This window comes from Cupriavidus sp. 291-E7 (assembly GCF_057798835.1).
The window spans coordinates 36,274-55,869 of sequence record NZ_JBYOJV010000001.1; the positions used below are offsets into that span (position 1 = coordinate 36,274).

The 19,596-nt window shown below is 65.2% G+C and carries 19 protein-coding genes; 10 read left to right on the forward strand and 9 right to left on the reverse strand.

The features are described 5' to 3' along the window. Positions 1–99: 99 nt before the first annotated feature. On the forward strand, positions 100–723 hold the full coding sequence (locus AC3FLX_RS00165; protein WP_488692981.1) for a LysE family translocator: 624 nt from the start codon (positions 100–102) through the stop codon (positions 721–723). Here the strand turns inward: AC3FLX_RS00165 and thpR are convergent. The 3 genes from thpR to AC3FLX_RS00180 are packed head-to-tail and all read right to left on the reverse strand — an operon-like array spanning position 707 to position 3,312. Then, positions 707–1,255 carry an RNA 2',3'-cyclic phosphodiesterase gene (thpR, locus tag AC3FLX_RS00170; protein ID WP_488692982.1) on the reverse strand — a complete coding sequence of 183 codons (549 nt, stop codon included), beginning with the start codon at positions 1,253–1,255 and terminating at the stop codon, positions 707–709. The genes AC3FLX_RS00165 and thpR overlap by 17 nt on opposite strands. 3 nt (positions 1,256–1,258) lie before the next feature. Continuing rightward, positions 1,259–1,801, reverse strand: coding sequence for a methylated-DNA--[protein]-cysteine S-methyltransferase (locus AC3FLX_RS00175; protein WP_488692983.1), 543 nt, complete (start codon positions 1,799–1,801; stop codon positions 1,259–1,261). Continuing rightward, on the reverse strand, positions 1,798–3,312 hold the full coding sequence (locus AC3FLX_RS00180; protein ID WP_488692984.1) for an AlkA N-terminal domain-containing protein: 1,515 nt from the start codon (positions 3,310–3,312) through the stop codon (positions 1,798–1,800). The genes AC3FLX_RS00175 and AC3FLX_RS00180 overlap by 4 nt, the downstream gene beginning before the upstream one ends. 201 nt (positions 3,313–3,513) lie before the next feature. Here AC3FLX_RS00180 and AC3FLX_RS00185 point away from each other — a divergent pair, with 201 nt between their 5' ends. Next, on the forward strand, positions 3,514–6,375 hold the full coding sequence (locus tag AC3FLX_RS00185) for a M16 family metallopeptidase (protein ID WP_488692985.1): 2,862 nt from the start codon (positions 3,514–3,516) through the stop codon (positions 6,373–6,375). A 57-nt stretch (positions 6,376–6,432) separates the two neighbouring features. After that, entirely contained in the window at positions 6,433–6,804 is a 372-nt protein-coding gene (locus tag AC3FLX_RS00190; protein WP_488692986.1) for a PHA-granule associated protein 4, read from the forward strand. Positions 6,805–6,834: 30 nt separating this feature from the next. Here AC3FLX_RS00190 and AC3FLX_RS00195 read toward each other — a convergent pair whose 3' ends face one another. The 3 genes from AC3FLX_RS00195 to AC3FLX_RS00205 form a co-directional block, all read right to left on the reverse strand. Continuing rightward, positions 6,835–7,389, reverse strand: coding sequence for a hypothetical protein (locus AC3FLX_RS00195; RefSeq protein ID WP_488692987.1), 555 nt, complete (start codon positions 7,387–7,389; stop codon positions 6,835–6,837). A 59-nt stretch (positions 7,390–7,448) separates the two neighbouring features. Then, positions 7,449–8,606 (reverse strand): acyl-CoA dehydrogenase family protein, encoded by a 1,158-nt coding sequence (locus AC3FLX_RS00200; RefSeq protein WP_488692988.1) that lies wholly within the window; start codon positions 8,604–8,606, stop codon positions 7,449–7,451. 136 nt (positions 8,607–8,742) lie between these two features. Next, positions 8,743–9,078 (reverse strand): hypothetical protein, encoded by a 336-nt coding sequence (locus AC3FLX_RS00205; RefSeq protein ID WP_488692989.1) that lies wholly within the window; start codon positions 9,076–9,078, stop codon positions 8,743–8,745. A 383-nt stretch (positions 9,079–9,461) separates the two neighbouring features. Between AC3FLX_RS00205 and AC3FLX_RS00210 the strand changes: the two genes are divergently transcribed. From AC3FLX_RS00210 to AC3FLX_RS00220, 3 genes are all read left to right on the forward strand, one after another. Beyond that, positions 9,462–10,775: an MFS family transporter gene (locus tag AC3FLX_RS00210; protein ID WP_488692990.1), complete on the forward strand. Its 1,314-nt coding sequence runs from the start codon at positions 9,462–9,464 to the stop codon at positions 10,773–10,775. Between the two features lie 73 nt (positions 10,776–10,848). Next, on the forward strand, positions 10,849–11,793 hold the full coding sequence (locus AC3FLX_RS00215) for a LysR family transcriptional regulator (RefSeq protein WP_488692991.1): 945 nt from the start codon (positions 10,849–10,851) through the stop codon (positions 11,791–11,793). Positions 11,794–11,824: 31 nt separating this feature from the next. Next, on the forward strand, positions 11,825–12,301 hold the full coding sequence (locus AC3FLX_RS00220) for an aminoacyl-tRNA deacylase (protein ID WP_488692992.1): 477 nt from the start codon (positions 11,825–11,827) through the stop codon (positions 12,299–12,301). A 15-nt stretch (positions 12,302–12,316) separates the two neighbouring features. Here the strand turns inward: AC3FLX_RS00220 and eutC are convergent, their stop codons facing one another. Together eutC and AC3FLX_RS00230 are read right to left on the reverse strand one after the other, a co-directional pair. Then, the gene (eutC, locus tag AC3FLX_RS00225) at positions 12,317–13,090 is read right to left on the reverse strand and encodes an ethanolamine ammonia-lyase subunit EutC (RefSeq protein WP_488692993.1); all 774 of its coding nucleotides are present in this window, start codon (positions 13,088–13,090) and stop codon (positions 12,317–12,319) included. Between the two features lie 19 nt (positions 13,091–13,109). Beyond that, positions 13,110–14,492 carry an ethanolamine ammonia-lyase subunit EutB gene (locus tag AC3FLX_RS00230; RefSeq protein WP_488692994.1) on the reverse strand — a complete coding sequence of 461 codons (1,383 nt, stop codon included), beginning with the start codon at positions 14,490–14,492 and terminating at the stop codon, positions 13,110–13,112. A gap of 158 nt (positions 14,493–14,650) precedes the next feature. Between AC3FLX_RS00230 and AC3FLX_RS00235 the strand changes: the two genes are divergently transcribed. Then, a complete protein-coding gene (locus AC3FLX_RS00235; protein ID WP_488692995.1) occupies positions 14,651–15,709 on the forward strand; it encodes an AI-2E family transporter in 1,059 nt (352 codons plus the stop codon). Between the two features lie 87 nt (positions 15,710–15,796). Here the strand turns inward: AC3FLX_RS00235 and AC3FLX_RS00240 are convergent, their stop codons facing one another. Beyond that, positions 15,797–16,504 (reverse strand): FadR/GntR family transcriptional regulator, encoded by a 708-nt coding sequence (locus AC3FLX_RS00240; protein ID WP_488692996.1) that lies wholly within the window; start codon positions 16,502–16,504, stop codon positions 15,797–15,799. 132 nt (positions 16,505–16,636) lie between these two features. On the opposite strand from AC3FLX_RS00240, the gene AC3FLX_RS00245 reads away from it, so the two are divergent. Genes AC3FLX_RS00245 through AC3FLX_RS00255 form a run of 3 tightly spaced genes read left to right on the forward strand, consistent with a single transcriptional unit; the run spans position 16,637 to position 19,565 of the window. Then, positions 16,637–17,410, forward strand: coding sequence for a (Fe-S)-binding protein (locus AC3FLX_RS00245; RefSeq protein ID WP_488692997.1), 774 nt, complete (start codon positions 16,637–16,639; stop codon positions 17,408–17,410). Next, complete coding sequence (locus tag AC3FLX_RS00250; protein WP_488692998.1) at positions 17,407–18,123, forward strand: LutC/YkgG family protein; 717 nt, start codon at positions 17,407–17,409, stop codon at positions 18,121–18,123. The genes AC3FLX_RS00245 and AC3FLX_RS00250 overlap by 4 nt, the downstream gene beginning before the upstream one ends. Beyond that, a complete protein-coding gene (locus AC3FLX_RS00255) occupies positions 18,120–19,565 on the forward strand; it encodes a LutB/LldF family L-lactate oxidation iron-sulfur protein (RefSeq protein WP_488692999.1) in 1,446 nt (481 codons plus the stop codon). The genes AC3FLX_RS00250 and AC3FLX_RS00255 overlap by 4 nt, the downstream gene beginning before the upstream one ends. Positions 19,566–19,596: the final 31 nt, after the last annotated feature.

Below are 19,596 nucleotides of genomic sequence, written 5' to 3' on the forward strand. Positions count from 1 at the left end.
CCGCAAGTATAAATCGCTTTGCGTACCCATTTCTGCGAGACAGAATTGTCATGGCTGGCTACCAACGCCATCCGTTTCCGCAACGAAAACTGACCTTAAATGACCCCGCTCGCAGAACTCGCCGCCGTCGCCACGATCACCGTGCTTGCCGTCATCAGCCCTGGCCCCGACTTCGCAATGGTCACGCGCAACAGCTATCTGTTCGGCCGCCGAACCGGCCTGCTGTGCGCGCTGGGCATCGCACTGGGCGTTCAGGTGCACGTCGCCTATACGATGTTCGGGGTGTCGCTGCTGATTGCCCACGCGCATGGGCTGCTGTCCGCCATCAAGCTGATGGGAGCGGTCTACCTGATCTGGATTGGCCTGCAGACCCTGCGCAACCGCAAGCCGCTGACGATCGACACGAGGGCCGCCCCGGCCATTTCGGGTGCGGCGGCGCTGCGCATGGGTTTCCTGACCAATGCCCTGAACCCGAAGACCACGCTGTTCGTGGTCAGCACGTACACGCAGGTGGTCAGTCCCCATACGCCGCTGGCCGCACAGTTCGGCTATGGACTGTTCATGTCGGTGGCCCACCTGGTGTGGTTTGGCATCGTTGCCTGGTGCTTTGGCTCCCCGGCGTTGCGCGCCGCGATGCTGCGCCGCCAGCGATTACTGGATCGACTGATCGGCGGCACGTTGTGCGGGCTTGGCGTGGCGCTTGGCGTCAGCAATCTGGGGTGACAAGCCGATAGGTGTCACGCGCCACGTGCCGGGCGCCCTCCCTGCCCAAAAAGCTCTCGTACAACACAAAACCGGCGATATTCCAGGAAGGCAGCGTCAGCCCGTGAAACGCCGCCAGCCAGTCGCGCAGCAGCGGCTCGGGCGTGCCGGGACGGCAGCGCGCCAGCGTAAGGTGCGGCCAGAAGCGGCGATGCTCGGGCGCAATGCCCTCTGCCTCAAGCACCGTGTTGATAGCGTCGGACAGCGCCACCAGCGCCGGCGACGCTGCCAGCCCGGCCCAGAGGATGGCGCCCTGTCTGCCGCGAAACCGGCCGACGCCATGCACCTGCAGGGCCAGTGACGGCATCAGGACCGATCGCAACGCCCCGGCTATCCCCGCCGCCGCCAGCTCGTCCCGTTCCCCCAGGAAGCGCAACGTCAGGTGCAACTGCGCCGCCGGGGTGGGACGAATATCGTGATGCGCGGGCAGTGTCCGCAGCAATTCATCGGCCAATTCCGCCGGCGTATCGATCGCGATGAAGAGTCTCGGCACCGTTCAATTGAGTGCCAACGCTGCCTGCCCTGCTATGGCGTTCGGCAGGTTGCCGGCTGGCAACGCGCCTTCCAGCCTTAGCAGCGCACGCTTGCGATCCACGCCGCCCGCGTAGCCAGTCAGGTCGCCCGACGCGCCCACGATGCGGTGGCATGGCACGACGATCGAAAGCGGATTGCGCCCCACGGCCCCGCCAACCGCGCGCGAGTGGCTCGGCGGCAGGCCAATTCCGGCGGCAAGCTGGCCATAGGTCGATGTTTCGCCAAAGCCGATATCGCATAGCGCCTGCCAGATGCGCTGCTGGAAGTCGCTGCCGGCAATCCGGATGGGAATAGTGAAGTCGTGCAGCCTGCCGTCAAAATAGGCTTCGAGTTCGTCCGCCGCCTGCGCCATGACGCGCGCATCGGCCACGGATTCCGGTGCCACGGCACGGGCCTGTGCGGGATAGTATTTCTGCCCCGCGAAGAACACGCCTGTCAGCAGGCCGTCTTGCGCGCGCAGCAGGATATCGCCCAGTGGGCTGTCGATGATCTGATAGCTGTTCATGCTGCCTCTTCCTCGATATCGGCGCCTTGCGCCTTCGGTTCTTCCTTGAGTGCTTCGTAGCGATGCCACAGATGGATCGCCGCATAGGCGCGCCACGGCGCCCAGTGCGCGGTCTTTGCCTGCATCGCCCGCACAGTGGTGACACCCAGCACCTTGCGCAATGCGTAGTCGGTGGCCGGGAAGGCATCAGGCCAGCCCAGCGCACGCATGGCCACGTACTGCGCGGTCCATTCGCCAATGCCCTCGATCGCGCAGAGCCGCGCCACGGTGTCTTCGGGCGCAGCATGGGGATCGAGCCGGATATCGCCCGATGCCACCTGCCGCGCCAGGGCGCGAATCGCCCGGACCTTGGCCATCGGCACGCCCGCCGCCTGGTAATCGGCATCCGGCAGCGCGGCCAGTGCCTGGGCAGTGGGAAATGCGTGAGTCAACGGCGCCGCATCGATGGGCTGCACCACGCCGGCCAGTGCCGCCTCCGGCAACGGCTCACCGGCGATTCGCACGAGCCGCGCCAGGATGCGCCGCGCCTGTACCACCGAAATCACCTGCCCGACGATGGCCCGCACCGCAATCTCCAGGCCGTCGAATGTGCCCGGCAGACGCATGCCCGGTGCCTGCGCGGCCAGCTCGCCAAGGTGCGCATCGACGATATCGGGCCGACAACCCAGGTCGCACAGGCGGCGTACCTTGCCCAATGCCTGCGGAATGGCTTGCGCCAGCGAGCCGGACAGCGTCACGCGGACCACGGTCCGCTTCGGCACATGCTCCAGGCGCACCCACCCCAGATAGCGATGGCTGCCGACGTCGATCGACATCGTGCGCGTATAGATGCCGCCCTGGCATTGATCGATACCGTCGACCGCCCGTACCGCCAGGAACTGCAGCCACTGCGACCATGCCATCGGCGGCCGGTAGCCCAGTTCGAACACGAGCCGGTCCGCCATGCCATCGGCCGCGCGCTTGCGCATGGCCAGCGGCGTCAGACCGTACCGGTCCTTGAGCACGTCGTTGAAGCGGCGCACGCTGCCGAAACCCGCGGCAAGCGCCACCTGCATCACTGGCAGATCGGTGTCCGTGAGCAGGCGCTTGGCCAGCAACAGTTTTTGCGTCTGCGCGTATTCATGCACGGACACGCCGAACTCGGCATCGAACAGCCGTCTCAGGTGACGCTCCGTCACGCCAATGCGCGCGGCCAGCTGCGCCACGCCCGCGCCGGTCATGAATCCTTCATCGATCAGCGTGGCCGCCGCCTGGGCCAGCCGGCCCGAAATGTCCGCCAGCCCGTGACCGGGCGCCAGTTCCGGGCGGCATCGCAGGCAGGGCCGGAAGCCATGCTTTTCCGCCGAAGCCGCTGATTCATAGAACGTGCAGTTTTCGCGCTTCGGCGTGCGCACCGCACAGATCGGCCGGCAGTACACTCCGGTCGACGACACGCCTACGAAGAAGCGTCCGTCGAAGCGCCGGTCGTGCGAGGCAACGGCCTTGTAGCAGGTGTCGGGATCGAGTTCCATGACACGCATCGTACGCCTTTGCCGCCCATCGAATGCGCTGGAATCGGACATTCTCCTCGATCGGTTTCGGATGGATGACGAGCCACTTTGTACCCGATTATGAAAGTGCGGTCGGACTCGTTGCATGGTGCGCGCCTGCGGCTAGAATCTGCTCACTCACGGCGTATCGGGCCGCGGGGTTTGCCTGAATCCGGAGTTTGCATGAACCGTCGTCGTTCCGTTGCCGGCATGGCCAGTCTGGCCGGCGCCCTCGCCATCGCGTGCGGGCTGATCGCGCCCGCCGCGCACGCCGCGCGGACGGCGGCGCCCGTCGCGCCGACCGCCGCGCCCGTGGCGCATGCCACGCGCGTCACCACTGTCGAAGGCATCACCGAATACCGGCTGCCGAACGGCTTGCGCATCCTGCTGGCGCCCGACGACGCGCAGCCCACCACCACGGTCAACATGACCTATCTGGTGGGGAGCCGTCACGAGAACTACGGCGAAACGGGCATGGCGCACCTGCTCGAACATTTGCTGTTCAAAGGCACGCCGTCGCTGCCGGGCAAGACGATACCCACCGAATTCGCGCGCCGTGGCATGCAGTACAACGGCACCACGAACCAGGACCGTACCAATTTCTTCGAGACTTTCGCGGCCAGCGAGGACAATCTCGACTGGGCCTTGCGCATGGAGGCCGACCGCATGGTCAACAGCTTCGTCGCGCGCAAGGACCTGGACAGTGAGATGACGGTAGTGCGCAACGAAATGGAGATTGGTGAGAACAATCCCATGCGCATGCTTCAGCAGCAGATGTACGCGGCCGCCTATCGCTGGCACAACTATGGGAAGGCGGTCATCGGCGCACGCAGCGACGTGGAGCGCGTGGGCATCGATAACCTGCAGGCGTTCTATCGCCGCTACTACCAGCCCGACAATGCCGTGCTGGTGGTCACCGGGCAGTTCGATCCCGCCCGTACGCTCGCGCGCATCGAGCAGGCGTTCGGATCGATTCCGCGCCCGACGCGCGTGCTGCCGACCGAGTACACCGTCGAGCCCGCGCAGGAAGGCGCGCGCGAACTGATGCTGACGCGCCCCGGTGACAGCAGCATCGTTTCGACGATGTATCACGTGGCGCCCGGCACCCATCCCGATATCACCGCGCTGGACATGCTCTCGGTCATCCTGGCCGACACGCCGGGGGGCCGGCTCGAACGCAACCTGGTCGACACCCGCAAGGCGGCGTGGCAAGGCTCGTTCTTCACGTCGATGAAAGACCCGGGCGTCATCCAGTTTGCCGCGGGCACGAGCAAGGATCGGCCGATCGAGCCGGTGCGCGATGCGCTGATCGCCACGGTGGAAGGCGTCGCGACCCAACCCGTGACGGAGGAAGAACTGGAGCGCGCCCGCGTGCGGCTGCGCAATTCGTATGAGAAAACGCTGAACGATCCGGTGGCCTATGGCGTCGCGCTGTCTGGTGCCATTGCGAAAGGCGACTGGCGGCTGTTCTTCATCAACCGCGACCGGGTTGAGACCACCACGCTGGCGAATGTCCAGCGCGCGGCCGAGAACTACTTCCGGCCGGCCAACCGCACCGTGGGTGAATTCATACCCGGCGACAAGCCGCAGCTTGCCGCCATCCCCACGGCACCCGATCTGGCTGCACTGACGCAAAACTACACCGGCAAACCGGCCACGCAGGCAGTGGCGGCGTTCGATCCGAGCCCTGCCAATATCGACGCGCATACCGTACGCCAGACCTTGCCCAATGGCATGCAGCTTGCGCTGTTGCCCAAGCCGACGCGCGGTGGCGCGGTCAATGGCACGCTGATCCTTCGCTTTGGCAACGTCCAGGCATTGCAGGGCAAGACCGCCGTCGGGTCCCTGACGGCGGCCATGCTCGACCGCGGCGCCGGCGCGTTTAGCCGGCAGCAGATTGCCGACCGCCTCGAGGCCCTGAAAGCCAATGTCTCGATCTCGGGCAGCGACGAACGGCTGACCGTCCGCTTCGACACCCGCCGCGAATATCTGCCCGATCTGCTGGCCCTCTTGCGGACTGTGCTGCGTATGCCCACGTTCCCGGCCAACGAACTGGAGACCTTGCGCGCGAGCAGCGTCGCCGGCATCGAGAGTCAGCGCAAACAACCAGGCGCGGTGGCGCCCAATGCGTTGGGGCGCCACGGCAATCCGTATCCGCCCGGCGATCCGCGCTACACGCCGACGTTTGACGAAAGCGTGTCGGAACTGAAGACGGTATCCGTGAAGGATCTGCGAGATTTCCACGCGCGCTTCTATGGCACCGAGCACGCGCAGCTGGCCATCGTGGGCGATTTCGATGCCGGGGACGCCATCAGGCAGGCCCAGTTTCTGTTTGACGATTGGCGCGCGGAGATACCTTTCGAGCGCGTGGACCGGCCTTTCGTCACGATCCCGGCCACCGAGTTCACGCTCGATACGCCCGGCAAGGCCAACGCCGTGTACCTGGGCTCGCAGCCGATCGACCTGGTCAGCGATTCGCCCGACTATCCGCTGATGCTCATCGCGACTCGCGTATTCGGCGGCACCGGCATGCGCAGCCGCCTGGCGGACCGGCTGCGCCAGCTCGACGGCATCAGCTATGGCGTGTCCAGTTCGCTCTCCGTTGGGGCGCTCGACCGCGCCGGACGATTCGGGCTGTCGGCTGCCTACTCGCCCAAAAGCCTGCCCCGCCTGCGCAAGGCGATCGACGAAGAGCTGGCACGCTTTATCCGCGACGGCATTACCGCCAGCGAACTGGCCGAAGCCTCCAGCGGCCTGCTGCAGGCGGGCATGGTGAGCCGTACCCGCGATGGCGCGCTGGCAGCGGCACTGGCCAACCAGGCATATCTCGGCAGGACGATGGCACACACGGCCGCCATCGAGGAGGCGATCCGCACCGCCACGCCGGATGCCGTCAACGCCGCCATCCGGCGCTATCTTGGCCCGGCCACATTGACGCAGGCGTTTGCAGGGGATTTTGGTGCGACCCAGGTGGTGCCAGCGGCGGTTACGGGCGAAGCGGGCCCCACTGCGGCCGCCACCCCGACCGACGCAGGCAAGCCTTGAGGCAATCGGTCGATCACTGTATATTTATACAGTATTTTGTTGAGACTTGAGGTGTGGATGTCAATCGTGCGAGCTGGCAGCAAGGCGGAAGCGCTCAGGCTTCTGACCTCCGAGCATGCGCTGGCGCTTGAGCTGGACTACGAGACCGGATGGCAGGACGCCATCGAACTCGGCCGGCTCGGCGAAAAGCGCGGCATCAGGGTGCAATACCGAGGGCAGGAGAGTGTCGCCGTTCGCTCCCGCGAGGCCCTGCTGGAAGGACTGCGCAAACCCAAGACCACGTTCCGGCAGCGCAATCTGTACTGCCAGTTCGATCTCGGCCTGCTGGCCGACCGGGAATTGCTGGACCTCGAAGCCAAGGCATCGCGCCTTGGCGACTACATCCTGGCGGGTCATCTGCTGCGCCATGTCGATAGCGTCTGGGCGTAAGCCCAGCGCCATCACTGGTCCGGCGGAGATTTAGCGCCAGACGCGCGTGGCGCCTGCCCAACGCGCCGCAGCCATCACGTGCATCAGTGCGCAGTCGGCTTCTGTCCTGATGGCCGGCTGCTCGGCTTCCGGAATCGCGCTGGAACACAGCACGGCGGTGACCAAGGTCTTGATATGGCCGCGCCCCGTATTGGCAAGCGCGGCCAGGCGATCATGTCCATCAAGCACGATGAGACCGTCGCCGGCCTGCGGGTTCAGTTCCAGCGAATACAGGTGATCGCACTCGCAGCGCATGATACCGCCCGCCACTGCTACCACGATGGCGCTGGGCAATGCGAGTCCGCAGTCGCGGACGGCATTGTGCAGACGATCCAGATGAGCTTGCGCACGATAGTCGCGTGCCGAGTGCGAAGGCTCGGGGCCGTTCGAGAGGGCCACCAGCTCGTCGGCGGACACGACCAGCGTGTACGCCTGCAGCGTGGTGCGATACGTGGCCACCACGGCGCGCAGCCGGTGCACCGCGCCGTCCTTCTCTGAGACTGCCCCGACTGCCCCTTGCGGGGCCGTTACCTGGATCTTGCTCATCCTGTCTCCTATCCCCTGTCAGGCCAGCCAGGCCAGTTCACTGCGAGCCGCTACCGGCCTCAATCGCGCAGCAGTTGCTTAGCGATGATCAGTTGCTGGATCTGCGTGGTGCCTTCGTACAGGCGCAGCAGGCGCACGTCGCGGTAGAAGCGCTCGGCCTTGTACTCGGCGATGTAACCGGCGCCGCCGTGGATCTGCACGGCGCGGTCGGCCACGCGGCCCACCATCTCGGTACAGAACATCTTGGTGCAAGAAGCCAGCATGCTGACTTCCGGATCGCTCTTGCCAGCCGGCTTGGCGTCATAGCGCTGCGCGCAATCGCGCACCATCGACAGGCCTGCGTACAGTTCTGCCTGGCTGTCGGCCAGCATGCCCTGGATCAGCTGGAAGTCACCGATCGGCTTGCCGAATTGCTTGCGTTCCTTGGCGTAGGCCACGGCATCGGTAATCAGGCGATGCGCCATGCCGCAGGCCAACGCCGAGATATGCAGGCGGCCACGGTCCAGCACCTTCATGGCGGTCTTGAAGCCCACGCCCGGCACGCCGCCGATAATGTTCGCGGCCGGCACGCGCACGTTTTCAAGCACCACGTCGCACGTCTTGGTGCCACGCTGGCCCATCTTCTTGTCCGGCTTGCCCAGCGAAATACCCGGCGTGTCGGCCGGCACAATGAACGACGAAATCCCAGAGGCGCCCTGGCCGCCCGTACGGGCCATCAGCGTGAAAGCGCCGGCGCGCGGAGCATTGGTGATGAAGCGCTTGGTGCCGTTGATGACGTAGTGGTCGCCATCCAGTTCGGCGCGCGTCTGCAGCGAGGCGGCATCCGAACCGGCGTTCGGCTCGGTCAGTGCAAACGAGATGACCAGCTCGCCGCTGGCGATCTTCGGCAGATAGGTCTGCTTCTGCTCCTCGGTGCCGTCCATCAGGATGCCCTGCGAACCGATGCCAACGTTGGTCCCGAAAACCGAACGGAACGCGAACGCGGTATGGCCAAGGTCGTAGACCACGTCACATTCCTGCGACATCGACAGGCCGATACCACCGTAGTTTTCCGGGATGGAGATGCCGAACAGGCCCATCTCCTTCATGTCGGCCACGATGTCGGCCGGCACGTCATCGATTTCCTCGAGCGTATCTTCGGCCGGCTTCAGGCGGTCATCGATAAATCGCTGCACCGAAGCGCGCAGCAGGGAAAAGGATTCGGCGTCGAGGGCCATGACAGTCTCCGGGTGAGTCGGTACAACAACAATGGCCGCCAATGGTACGCCGACCATTGATTTTGACAATCCACGCCAACTTGTACAGAACCGTCAATCAAATTTGACAATCACCGGCACGCCCGTCGATTGAGTTTTATCGATCACATTTCTTTTGCGCCAGCGTCTCTCGCGTATAGCCATAGCTCACACGCAACCGATGTTCGATCTCATCGGCCTGATCGAGGCAGGAGAACACGAGGTCGTCCTTGAACTTCTGCGTCACGCCGCGCAGGCGCGGCGCGTCGTATGAAATCTGTCGTGCCCGGCAGCGCAGGAACAGCAGCGTTTCCTCGGATGCCGAGCGCAGCTGCGCCTGGTTGATCCGCTGGCACTGCGCAAGGTTCGTTTCACCTTCGGCATGGACCATCCCGGACGTCCATAGCAGAGGTGTCAGCATCAACATGAAAGGCAGGTAGCGCACGTATGACATCGACAAGGAAATTGAAAGGCGCGGCGTTCAAAATCGGCGGCAAGGATTGCGCAGCCGTATCGTCCACGCAAGTTAGCTGGATGACGGAGGTCAGGCCAGTGAAAATTCTCTCGCCCTTCGGGCGCGCATTGTAAAAACTCTTTCCAGCCAGCCAGACAATGCGGCGCAAAGTCGTTGGTGGCAAGGCTTTTGCAAAAAGACATAGGAACAAAGCAGGCTACCCCTCTTGGGTAGCCGGCGGTTCCGGGTTACGCTCTGCCATGCACACGGGTCCCGATGTGCGACGCCCCCCTCCGGCATGGCTGGCCGGCCCCGCCGCACCTCGCTCTCCCCGTCCCGATCCAGCGGCGCCCCCGCCGCCAAGAACACAAACAGAAGGTCCTATGACAGACATCGCCTCCTCGGCCGTCACCGGTACGGCACCGTCCCCCGAAGAAACCAGAAAGCGCGTCTTTGCCATCGTCGCCGCGTCGTCAGGCAATCTCGTGGAGTGGTTCGACTTCTATATCTACGCGTTCTGTGCGATCTATTTCGCGCCCGCGTTCTTCCCGAAAGGCGACCCCACCGCGCAGTTGCTGAACACGGCCGGCGTTTTCGCGGCCGGCTTCCTAATGCGTCCGATCGGCGGCTGGCTGTTTGGCCGCATCGCCGACCGCAACGGCCGCAAGAATTCGCTGCTGATCTCCGTGGTCATGATGTGCTTCGGCTCGCTGCTGATCGCCTGCCTGCCCACCTACGCCGCCATCGGCAACTGGGCGCCGGCACTGCTGCTGGCGGCGCGTCTGCTGCAGGGCCTGTCGGTCGGTGGCGAGTATGGCACCACCGCCACCTATATGAGTGAAGTGGCGCTCAAGGGCCGGCGCGGATTCTTCTCGTCGTTCCAATACGTGACGCTGATCGGCGGCCAGTTGCTGGCCGTGCTGGTGGTGGTGATCCTGGAACAGCTGCTGACCGAAGCCGAGCTGAAAGCCTACGGCTGGCGCATCCCGTTCGTCGTCGGCGCCATTACCGCGGTTGTGGCCCTGATGCTGCGCCGCACGCTGCATGAAACCACCACGGCACAGCAACGCAACAACAAGGAAGCCGGCAGCGTTGCCGCGATCTTCCGCCACCACAAGGCGGCATTCTTCACCGTGCTGGGCTATACGGCCGGCGGCTCGCTGATCTTCTACACGTTCACCACGTACATGCAGAAGTTCCTGGTCAACACGGCAGGGCTGCCGATCAAGACCACCAGCTATGTGATGACGGCCTGCCTGTTCCTCTACATGTGCATGCAACCGTTCTTCGGCGCCCTGTCGGACCGCATTGGCCGCCGCAACAACATGCTGCTGTTCGGCGCGCTGGGCGCCATTGCCACCGTGCCTATCCTGACCGCGCTGAAGACCGTCTCCAGCCCCGAGATGGCCGGCCTGCTGATCTGCGTCGCGCTGGCCATTGTCAGCTTCTACACGTCGATCAGCGGCATCGTGAAGGCCGAGATGTTCCCGCCCGAAGTGCGCGCGCTGGGTGTGGGCCTGGCCTATGCCGTCGCCAACGCGCTGTTCGGCGGCTCGGCCGAATACGTCGCGCTGGGCCTGAAGTCGATCGGCCACGAGAACGCGTTCTACTGGTACGTCACCGGCATGATGATCATCGCCTTCCTGGTCAGCCTGCGGCTGCCGCGCCAGGCAAAGTACCTGCATCACGAGAACTGAGCCGCGCACCGATGCCGTCATGGCAAACTGAGGGGCCTTCGGGCCCCTTTTTCATTTCTGCGCCAGCCTCTTCATGGACCTAAACGCCCTGCGCCTGTTCGTCGATATCGTCGACGCGGGCAACCTCAGCGCCGCCGCGCGCAAGCTGAAGATGACGCGCGCCAACGTCAGCTACCATCTCAAGGCGCTCGAAGAGGAACTGGGCGTGCAGCTGCTGCGCCGGACCACGCGCCACGTGGAACCAACACCCGTGGGTGCGGGGCTTTACGAGCACGGCCGCAACATCCTTGGCGAAGTGGCCGCCGCCAACGCGCTGATCAGCAGCATGGGCAAGAGCCTGCAGGGCCATGTGCGGCTGTCGGTACCAACCGGCCTTGGGCACGCCATGCTGTCGCCGCTGCTGGTGCAGTTCAAGCAGCGCTATCCCGACATCACGCTCGACGTCGTTTTCGACAACCGCATCCATAACCTCGTGTCCGAGGACGTCGAAGTCGCGCTGCGCATCATCTCGACGCCACCCGATTCCGTCGTTGCCACGGAGATCGGCATCGTCGACTGGATCGTCTGCGCCGCTCCGTCCTATCTGGCCGGCCGGATACCGCCGGCGGCGCTGGCCAGCCTGAGCGAGCATGCCATCGTGTGCGCGTCGCCGATCGGGCAGAAGCTCAAGGCATCGGGTATCCGCCACGGCACCAGCGAGCGCGAGCAGGTAGTGCTTGCACCGACGCTGAGTTCCGAGAACTTCGCCTTTCTGAAGGATGCGGTGGTCAGCGGCCTCGGCATCGGCATCTTTCCGCTCTATGCGGTGGGCAAGGATCTGGAAGCCGGCGCGCTCGTGCCGTTGCTGTCCGACTACCGCATCAGCGTGTTCGGCAGCAAGCTTTACATGCTGACCATGCCCAACCGCTACCAGACGATGGCCACGCGCTACCTGCTGACATTCCTCAAGACCGAGCTACAGGCAATCTGGCCTCGCATGCGCGCCGACAGTGCCTATAGTGAGAACACTCAGGACTAGTCCGCGCCCCCGCGCGGGGAGGAAGACGATCATGGCAATGGCAGGCACACTGGCTGGCCGGCTCAGCCGTATGAACAGTCGGTTCGACATCATTCGTCACCCATACAGCCTCAGCAGCATGGCCACGGCGCACGCTGCACATGTACCGGGTCATCGTCTGGCCAAGACGTTGTTGCTCGAAGACGAAGGCGGCTATGTGGCCGCCGTGATTCCCTCGAATCACCACCTGCAGCTCTCCGCCATCTGCGACATGACGGGCCGCAAACTCGTGCTGGCGCACGAAGACGAAATCCGCGAAGTATTCAAGGATTGCGATCTCGGTGCCATCCCGCCCTGCGCCATGTCCTATGGCATGCAGACCTATGTGGACGAAAGCCTGTTCGAAGAACCCGAAGTCTGGTTCGAGGCCGGCGACCATCTGGAACTCGTTCACATGGACCGCGACCAGTTCATGATGCTGATGGAAGATGCGCAGCGGGGTAAGTTCTCGCGCCTCATGATGTCGTAGCACCGGACGCAGTTGTCACGTCCCTGGCAGCGTCGCCGCGATGGCGACGCTGTCGTCTTTCAGGTCCACCCCGGACCTTCCCAGCGCCACCGCCCCACGCAACAGGAACACCAGCCGATCCGCCGCCTGCGCATAGGACAAACCTTCCGGCCGCACATTGGAGATGCAGTTGCGCTGCGCGTCGGTACGCCCCACGCGCGGGTCGTAGGTCAGATAGATGCCAAGGCTGTCCGGCGAACTGAGTCCGGGCCGCTCGCCGATCAGCATGACCACCTGGCGCGCGCGCAGCCGTTCGCCGATATCGTCGCCCAACGCCACGCGCGCCTGTTCCGCGATGACGACCGGCCCGATGCGCCATTGCCGCAACCGCGCCAGCACGGCCTGCAGCAGCGGCACGCCGTGGTGCTGGGCCGCGAGCGCGGACAGGCCATCGGCAATCACAAACACCACGTCATAGGGCTGCGCATCGGGTTTCAGCGTGGCGCCGCTAACTTCGTCGAGCCGGCGACCCAGGTCGGGCCGGCGCAGATACTGTTCCCGATCGCGCACGGCGCTGTGGACGTGCAGCACGGGCAGGCCGGTCTGCCGCAGGTCGGTGTCGATCGCGTGCGTATCCAGCGGCAAATGCACGGCATCGCGCGCCTGCGCATGCGCCATGCCGAATGCGAGCACGGTGTCCGTCGTCTGGGCATGGCCGGTCCGGCCAATGGCCACGCGGGCGCGCGTGAACTGGCGCAGGCGCCGCCAGGGATCGGTGGTGTTGTCGGGAGTCACGGGAGGGGTCGGCATCAGGCAAGCTCCGGCAGCGTCAAAGCGAGTCGGCCATCGCCAGCAGCGGCTGGCGCGCGCCGGGTTCCAGCAGCCTGCCGGTACCGTCGAGGATACCCATCGTACGCAGCCATGCCTCGAACTCGGGCGCGGGACGCAGGCCCAGCACCTCGCGCAGGTACAGCGCATCGTGGAATGACGTGCTCTGGTAGTTCAGCATGATGTCGTCGGCCCCCGGCACGCCCATGATGAAGTTGATGCCCGCCACGCCAAACAGCGTCAGCAGCGTGTCCATATCGTCCTGATCCGCTTCGGCATGATTGGTGTAGCAGACATCGCAGCCCATCGGCACGCCGAGCAGCTTGCCGCAGAAATGGTCTTCCAGCCCCGCCCGGATGATCTGCTTGCCGTCGTAGAGATACTCGGGGCCGATGAAACCAACCACCGTATTGACCAGCAACGGTTCGAAGCGGCGCGCCACTGCGTAGGCGCGCACCTCCATCGTCTGCTGGTCCACGCCATGATGGGCGTTGGCGGACAGCGCGCTGCCCTGGCCGGTTTCGAAGTACATGACATTCTGGCCCACGGTGCCGCGCCGCAGGGACAACGCCGCCTGCCGCGCCTCGTCGAGCAACGCCAGCGAGATGCCGAATGCCGCGTTGGCGGCCTGGCTGCCGGCCACCGACTGGAACACGAGGTCGACCGGCGCCCCCTGCTCCATCACCCGCAGCGTGTTGGTCACGTGTGTCAGCACGCACGATTGCGTGGGCACCTCGTAGCGGCCGCGGATATCGTCGATCAGCTTCAGCAGCGTGACGATGACGCCGAGATTGTCGCTGGCCGGGTTGACGCCGATCGTTGCATCGCCGCAGCCGTAGAGCAGGCCATCGACGATCGATGCCGCAATGCCGCGCGGGTCGTCGGTCGGATGATTGGGCTGCAACCGCACGGCCAGCCGGCCAGGCAAGCCGATACTGCTGCGAAAGCGCGTGACCACGCGGCATTTGCGCGCAACCGCGACAAGATCCTGGTTGCGCATCAGCTTGCTGACGGCCGCCGCCATCTCGGGCGTGATGCCGGGCGCCACGCGCGCCAGCGTCGCCGTATCGGTCTCGTGCCGCAGCAGCCAGTTGCGGAAATCGCCCACGGTCAGGCTGGAGATTTCGGCAAACGCCGCCGCATCGTGGCTGTCGACGATGAGCCGGGTCACCTCGTCTTCCTCGTAGGGCACCAGTGCTTCGGTCAGGCACCGGGCCAGCGGCATGTCGGCCAGCGCCATGCGCGCCGCCATGCGCTCTTCCTCGCTGGCGGCGGCGATACCGGCCAGCGCGTCGCCCGAACGCGCCGGGCTGGCTTTGGCCAGCAGCGTGCGAAGGTCGGCAAAGACATGCCGGCGGGTGCCGACGGTATGCGTGAAGGCCATGCGGTCTCCTGGCGTGATGGCTGCCCTGCTGCTCAATATAGGCGACGGCGAAGACGCAAGTTTCGCGCCGGCCAGTCACCAACACTGACTTGCCATTGTTACGCGGCACATCGACAATCCGCCTACCTATTTCAAATTCATACGTGCTCCGCCGAGACATGACGCAGCTGGAACCCCAGGAAGACCGCGCTGAAAGCGGCGCCGCAACCCCTTCTCCCGCCAACCCGCGCAGCCGGTTCAACGTCGTCACGGTGTCGTACGTGCTGACTGCCGGCGTATTGCTGCTGGTCATGCATGCCAATCTGGTAGCCGCGCTGCTGTCGGGCCTGCTGCTGTATTCGCTGGTCGACGTGCTGGCGCCCCGGCTCACCCATTCCCGGCGCGACGCGCTGGCCGTGGCCATCCTGTCGGCCATCATCCTGCTGGTGCTGACCGGTGGCATCTGGGCACTGGTGCACTTCCTTAACGTGGACAGCGCCACGGTCGAGCGCCTGCTGGACCATGCGGCCGATATCATCGACCAGTCCCGCGCCCAGTTGCCAACCTGGCTCAGCGACTATCTGCCCAGCGGAACCGAGGAACTGGTCACAACGCTGCTGGCCGCCATGCGCGAACATGCGCAGATGGCGCAGCGGCTCGGTACCGATATCCTGCGCACGCTGCTCCATATCCTGCTGGGCCTGATCATCGGGGCAATGGTGGCGTTGTACCGCGCCATTTCGCGCCCCAATCGCCGGCCGCTGGCCGCCGCGCTGATCTCGCGGGCGCGCACACTCCAGCAATCGTTCGCACAGTTCATCTTTGCCCAGATCCAGATCTCGTCGATCAACACCGCCCTGACGGCGATCTACCTGTTGCTGATGCTGCCGCTGTTCAACCAGCACCTGCCGCTGTCCAAAACACTGGTGGCGATCACGTTCATTGCGGGGTTGCTGCCCGTGCTGGGCAACCTGATCTCCAACACGGCCATCGTGATCGCTTCGCTGTCGGTATCGCTGCCGATCGCCATCGTGTCGCTGCTGTACCTGGTGGTCATCCACAAGCTCGAATACTTCCTGAACGCCCGCATCATCGGCGCGCGTATACAGGCCGCCGCGTGGGAGCTGCTGACCGTGATGCTGGTGATGGAAACGCTGTACGGGATTCCCGGTGTGATTGCCGGACCCATTTTCTACGCCTACGTGAAGCGCGAGCTGACGACCGCGGAGCTTGTGTAGCCCGCCGTGCCAAGTACCTGATTCCATTGGGAAGTGGCACGCAGCAACTGGTACGACCAATTCCGTGGCGCGTTGCGCTCGACGGGATCAGGCGTCTTCGCCGTCCACCTTGCTGCGTACGAAGTCGATGTGCGTCTGCATGGCCGTGCGCGCCTCTTCGGGGCGCCGCGCCAAGATTGCCTCGCAGAGCGTGCGATGCTGGCGCAGCAGCATGTCGGACGATTCGCCGTCCGCTTCGCGCAGGCCTGTGCCGTTGATCGTGATGTGCTCGCGCAGCATGCCGATCACGCTGGTATGCAGGTGCAGGAACATCGTGTTGTGCGAAGCCAGCGCAATGGCATCGTGCAGTTTCGCATCGGCTTCGGCCTCGCTGGCCTTGTCGTCCGCCTTGCGCGACCGCTCCAGCTCCTTCAGTAACGCCCGTATTCGCTTCAGGTCCGAGGCATCGGCCCGTTGCGCCGCAAAGTAGGCCGTCGCTCCCTCCAGCACGCGGCGGAATTCCAGGATGTCGTCGCGCAGCGCCGGATGATCGGCCACCAGTTGGCCCCAGGGCGATGCAATACCGGTGCGAAGCTGGTCCGTGACGTATACGCCCGCGCCACGCCGGCTTTGCAGCAGCCCGCGCGCCGCAAGCCGCTGGATGGCCTCGCGGATCGTGTTGCGCGCCACGGCGTAATGCTCGGCCAGCACGCGCTCGGCGGGCAGCCGCGTGCCGACGGGCCACGTGCCGTCCAGCAACGCGGTCTCCATCCTGCGCATGATGTCTTCCACGCGGTTGCGTGCGCTGCCCCCCATCGAATCCCTTTCCTTTCGTGCCGCCACCGGATTGGTCCAACCAATTTGTACTCCGGCGCGAGAGCGGGAATTATGCGCTCAAAAATGCCGCGACGCCTTTCACCCGCGGCGACCCCACATCGGAGGCAGACGATGCAACCCAGGCAGTATCCCGCCACGGTTCCGCAGCAGGTGTACCTGTTCGGCACCTGTCTAGTCGACCTGTTCGTCCCGCAAGCCGGCCTCGACGCCGTGCGCCTGCTGGAGCGCGAAGGGCTGACCGTTCACTTTCCCAGAGGCCAGAGCTGCTGCGGCCAGCCGGCCTATAGCAGCGGCAATCCCGAGCAGGCCCGCAAGGTAGCCCGTGCGCAGCTGGAGCTGTTCCGCGAACCCTGGCCGATCATCGTGCCTTCCGGGTCGTGCGGCGGCATGATGCGGCACCACTGGCCGAAGCTGTTTGCCGACGATTTCGAGGCCGCGATGCTGGCCAATGACATTGCCGGCCGCGTCTATGAACTGGCCGAATTCCTGCTCAATGTGCTGCATGTGCGCTTTGACGAAGTGACGGCCGGCGATCACGAGCGCGTGGTGCTGCATACGTCCTGCGCGGCGCGCCGAGAAATGGGTACGCGCGCGCACGGCGTGGCACTGGTCGATGCGCTGCCTGGCGTGACGCGCGTCGAGCACGAGCGGGAATCGGAGTGCTGCGGCTTTGGTGGCACGTTCTCGCTCAAGCACGCCGATATCTCGGGCGCGATGGTGCGCGACAAGGTGGCCTCCGCCTGCGCCACCGGTTGCGACCGGCTGGTGTCGGCCGACTGCGGCTGTCTGCTCAATATCGGCCACGCGGCCGCCCACGCTGGCGCCCCCCTGCCGGTCGAACATCTGGCGTCATTCCTGTGGCGCCGCACCGGAGGTGGCGCATGACCGCGATGAGCGCCCGCGAGCGGATGCTGGGTCGGCTGCGTGCCGCCGTGCCGACGTCCGGTTCGACCCTTGCCAAGGACACCGCCACGCTGGACCGGCGCATCGACCTGCATTTCGATACCCGGCGCGGCGAGCGCCCGTCGATTGCCGCAATGGTGGCGTCGATGCAGGCGGCACTGACGGCTTCGCATGCCGAAGTGGCCTGCCTCGATGCCAGTAGCTGGCCAGCATGGGTGGCCAATCGCCTCACAGTCGAAGGCGTGCGCCGCCTGCTGCTGGACACGCAACGTCCCGAAGGCGCCGCGCTTGCCCAGGCGCTGCCCGCAGGTATCGCCGGCGTCGGCTTCGATCGCCCGCTCGAAGCCTGGAAGGCCGAGCTGTTCGACACCATCGACGCCGGCTTCACGGTCGCGCGCTCGGGCTTGGCCGCCACCGGCACGCTGGTGCTGGCGCCCGACGCCGGCTCGCCGCGCACGATGTCGCTGGCACCGCCCATCCACATCGCACTCGTCTACGCATCGTCACTGCATCCCGACCTGCACAGCGCGGCGCGTGCCGAACGCTGGGCCGATGGCATGCCGACCAACCTGGTCATGGTGTCCGGCCCGTCCAAGACCTCGGACATCCAGCAGACGCTGGCCTACGGTGCCCACGGGCCGCGCCGGCTCTGGGTGGTGATCGTGACCGATCATGAAGAAGGTGCCGCACAATGAGCGAGCAAACCCTGCACTTCGTTCCCAGCGCCGATTTTCGTACCCGTGCGCGCGAGGCACTCGACGATCCCAAGCTGCGCAAGAGCTTTCGTGGCGCAATGGATTTCCTGCAGCAAAAGCGGGCCGTGCAGTTTCCCGATGGCGACGAGCTGGAGCATCTGCGCGACCTTGGCGAAGCGGTGCGCCAGCACGCGCTGGCCAATCTGCCCGACCTGCTGACGCAACTCGAAGCCAACCTCACGCGGGCTGGCGTGCAGGTGCACTGGGCCGAGACCGCCGAAGAAGCCAACGCGATCATTCATAGCATCGCCCAGAGGCGCGCGGCAACGCGCGTGATCAAGGGCAAGTCGATGGCCAGCGAGGAAATGGAGCTGAACCATTACCTGGCCGAGCGCGGCATCGACTGCATCGAATCGGACATGGGCGAGTACATCGTCCAGATGGCGGGCGAGAAGCCGTCGCACATCGTCATGCCGGCCATCCACAAGACCAAGGCCGACATCGCCACGCTGTTCGAGCAGAACATCCCCGACACGCCCTATACCGAGGACGTCGACGCACTGATCCAGACCGGCCGGCGCGCGCTGCGGCAGGCGTTCGTTGAGGCCGATATCGGCCTGTCGGGCGTCAACTTCGCCGCGGCCGATACCGGTACGCTGTGGCTCGTCGAGAACGAGGGCAATGGTCGACTTTCGACCACGGTTCCCGACGTGCACATCGCGATCCTGGGCATGGAGAAAGTGGTGGCAAAGCTCGCGCACATCGTGCCGCTATCGAGCCTGCTCACACGTTCGGCCACGGGCCAGGCGATCACCACGTACTTCAACCTGATCTCCAGCCCGCGCAAACCCGGCGAGCAGGACGGTCCGCGCGAGGTGCACCTGGTGCTGCTCGACAACGGCCGCAGCCAGGCCTATGCCGATACGCAGCTACGTGCCACGCTGCAGTGCATCCGCTGCGGCGCGTGCATGAACCATTGCCCGGTCTATACGCGGATCGGCGGCCACGCCTACGGCACGACGTACCCCGGCCCGATCGGCAAGATCATCTCGCCACACCTGCTGGGCCTGGATGCCACGGCCGACCTGCCGACCGCATCGAGCCTGTGCGGCGCCTGCGGCGAGGTTTGTCCCGTGCGCATTCCGATACCGGAGTTGCTGGTGCGCCTGCGCACCGAATCGAATCGCGATCCCGAAGAAGCCGTGCCGCATCCGCTGAAAGGCCAGGGTGCGAAGTACAGCCGCCGCGAGCATCTGGTCTGGCGCTTCTGGAGCGGCGCGTTTGCGCATCCGGCCGCATACCGTTTGTTCCGCTGGGCCGCCACGCGGTTGCGCATGTTCACGCCGTCGTCGCAGATGGGATGGACCCAGCATCGCAAGCCTTTGACACCGGCCCCGCAGAGTCTGTCCGACCTGCTCGCGGCGCGCGACCAGCCCGAATAGCCGGATACCGGCAGCGCCCCACGCACAAGAA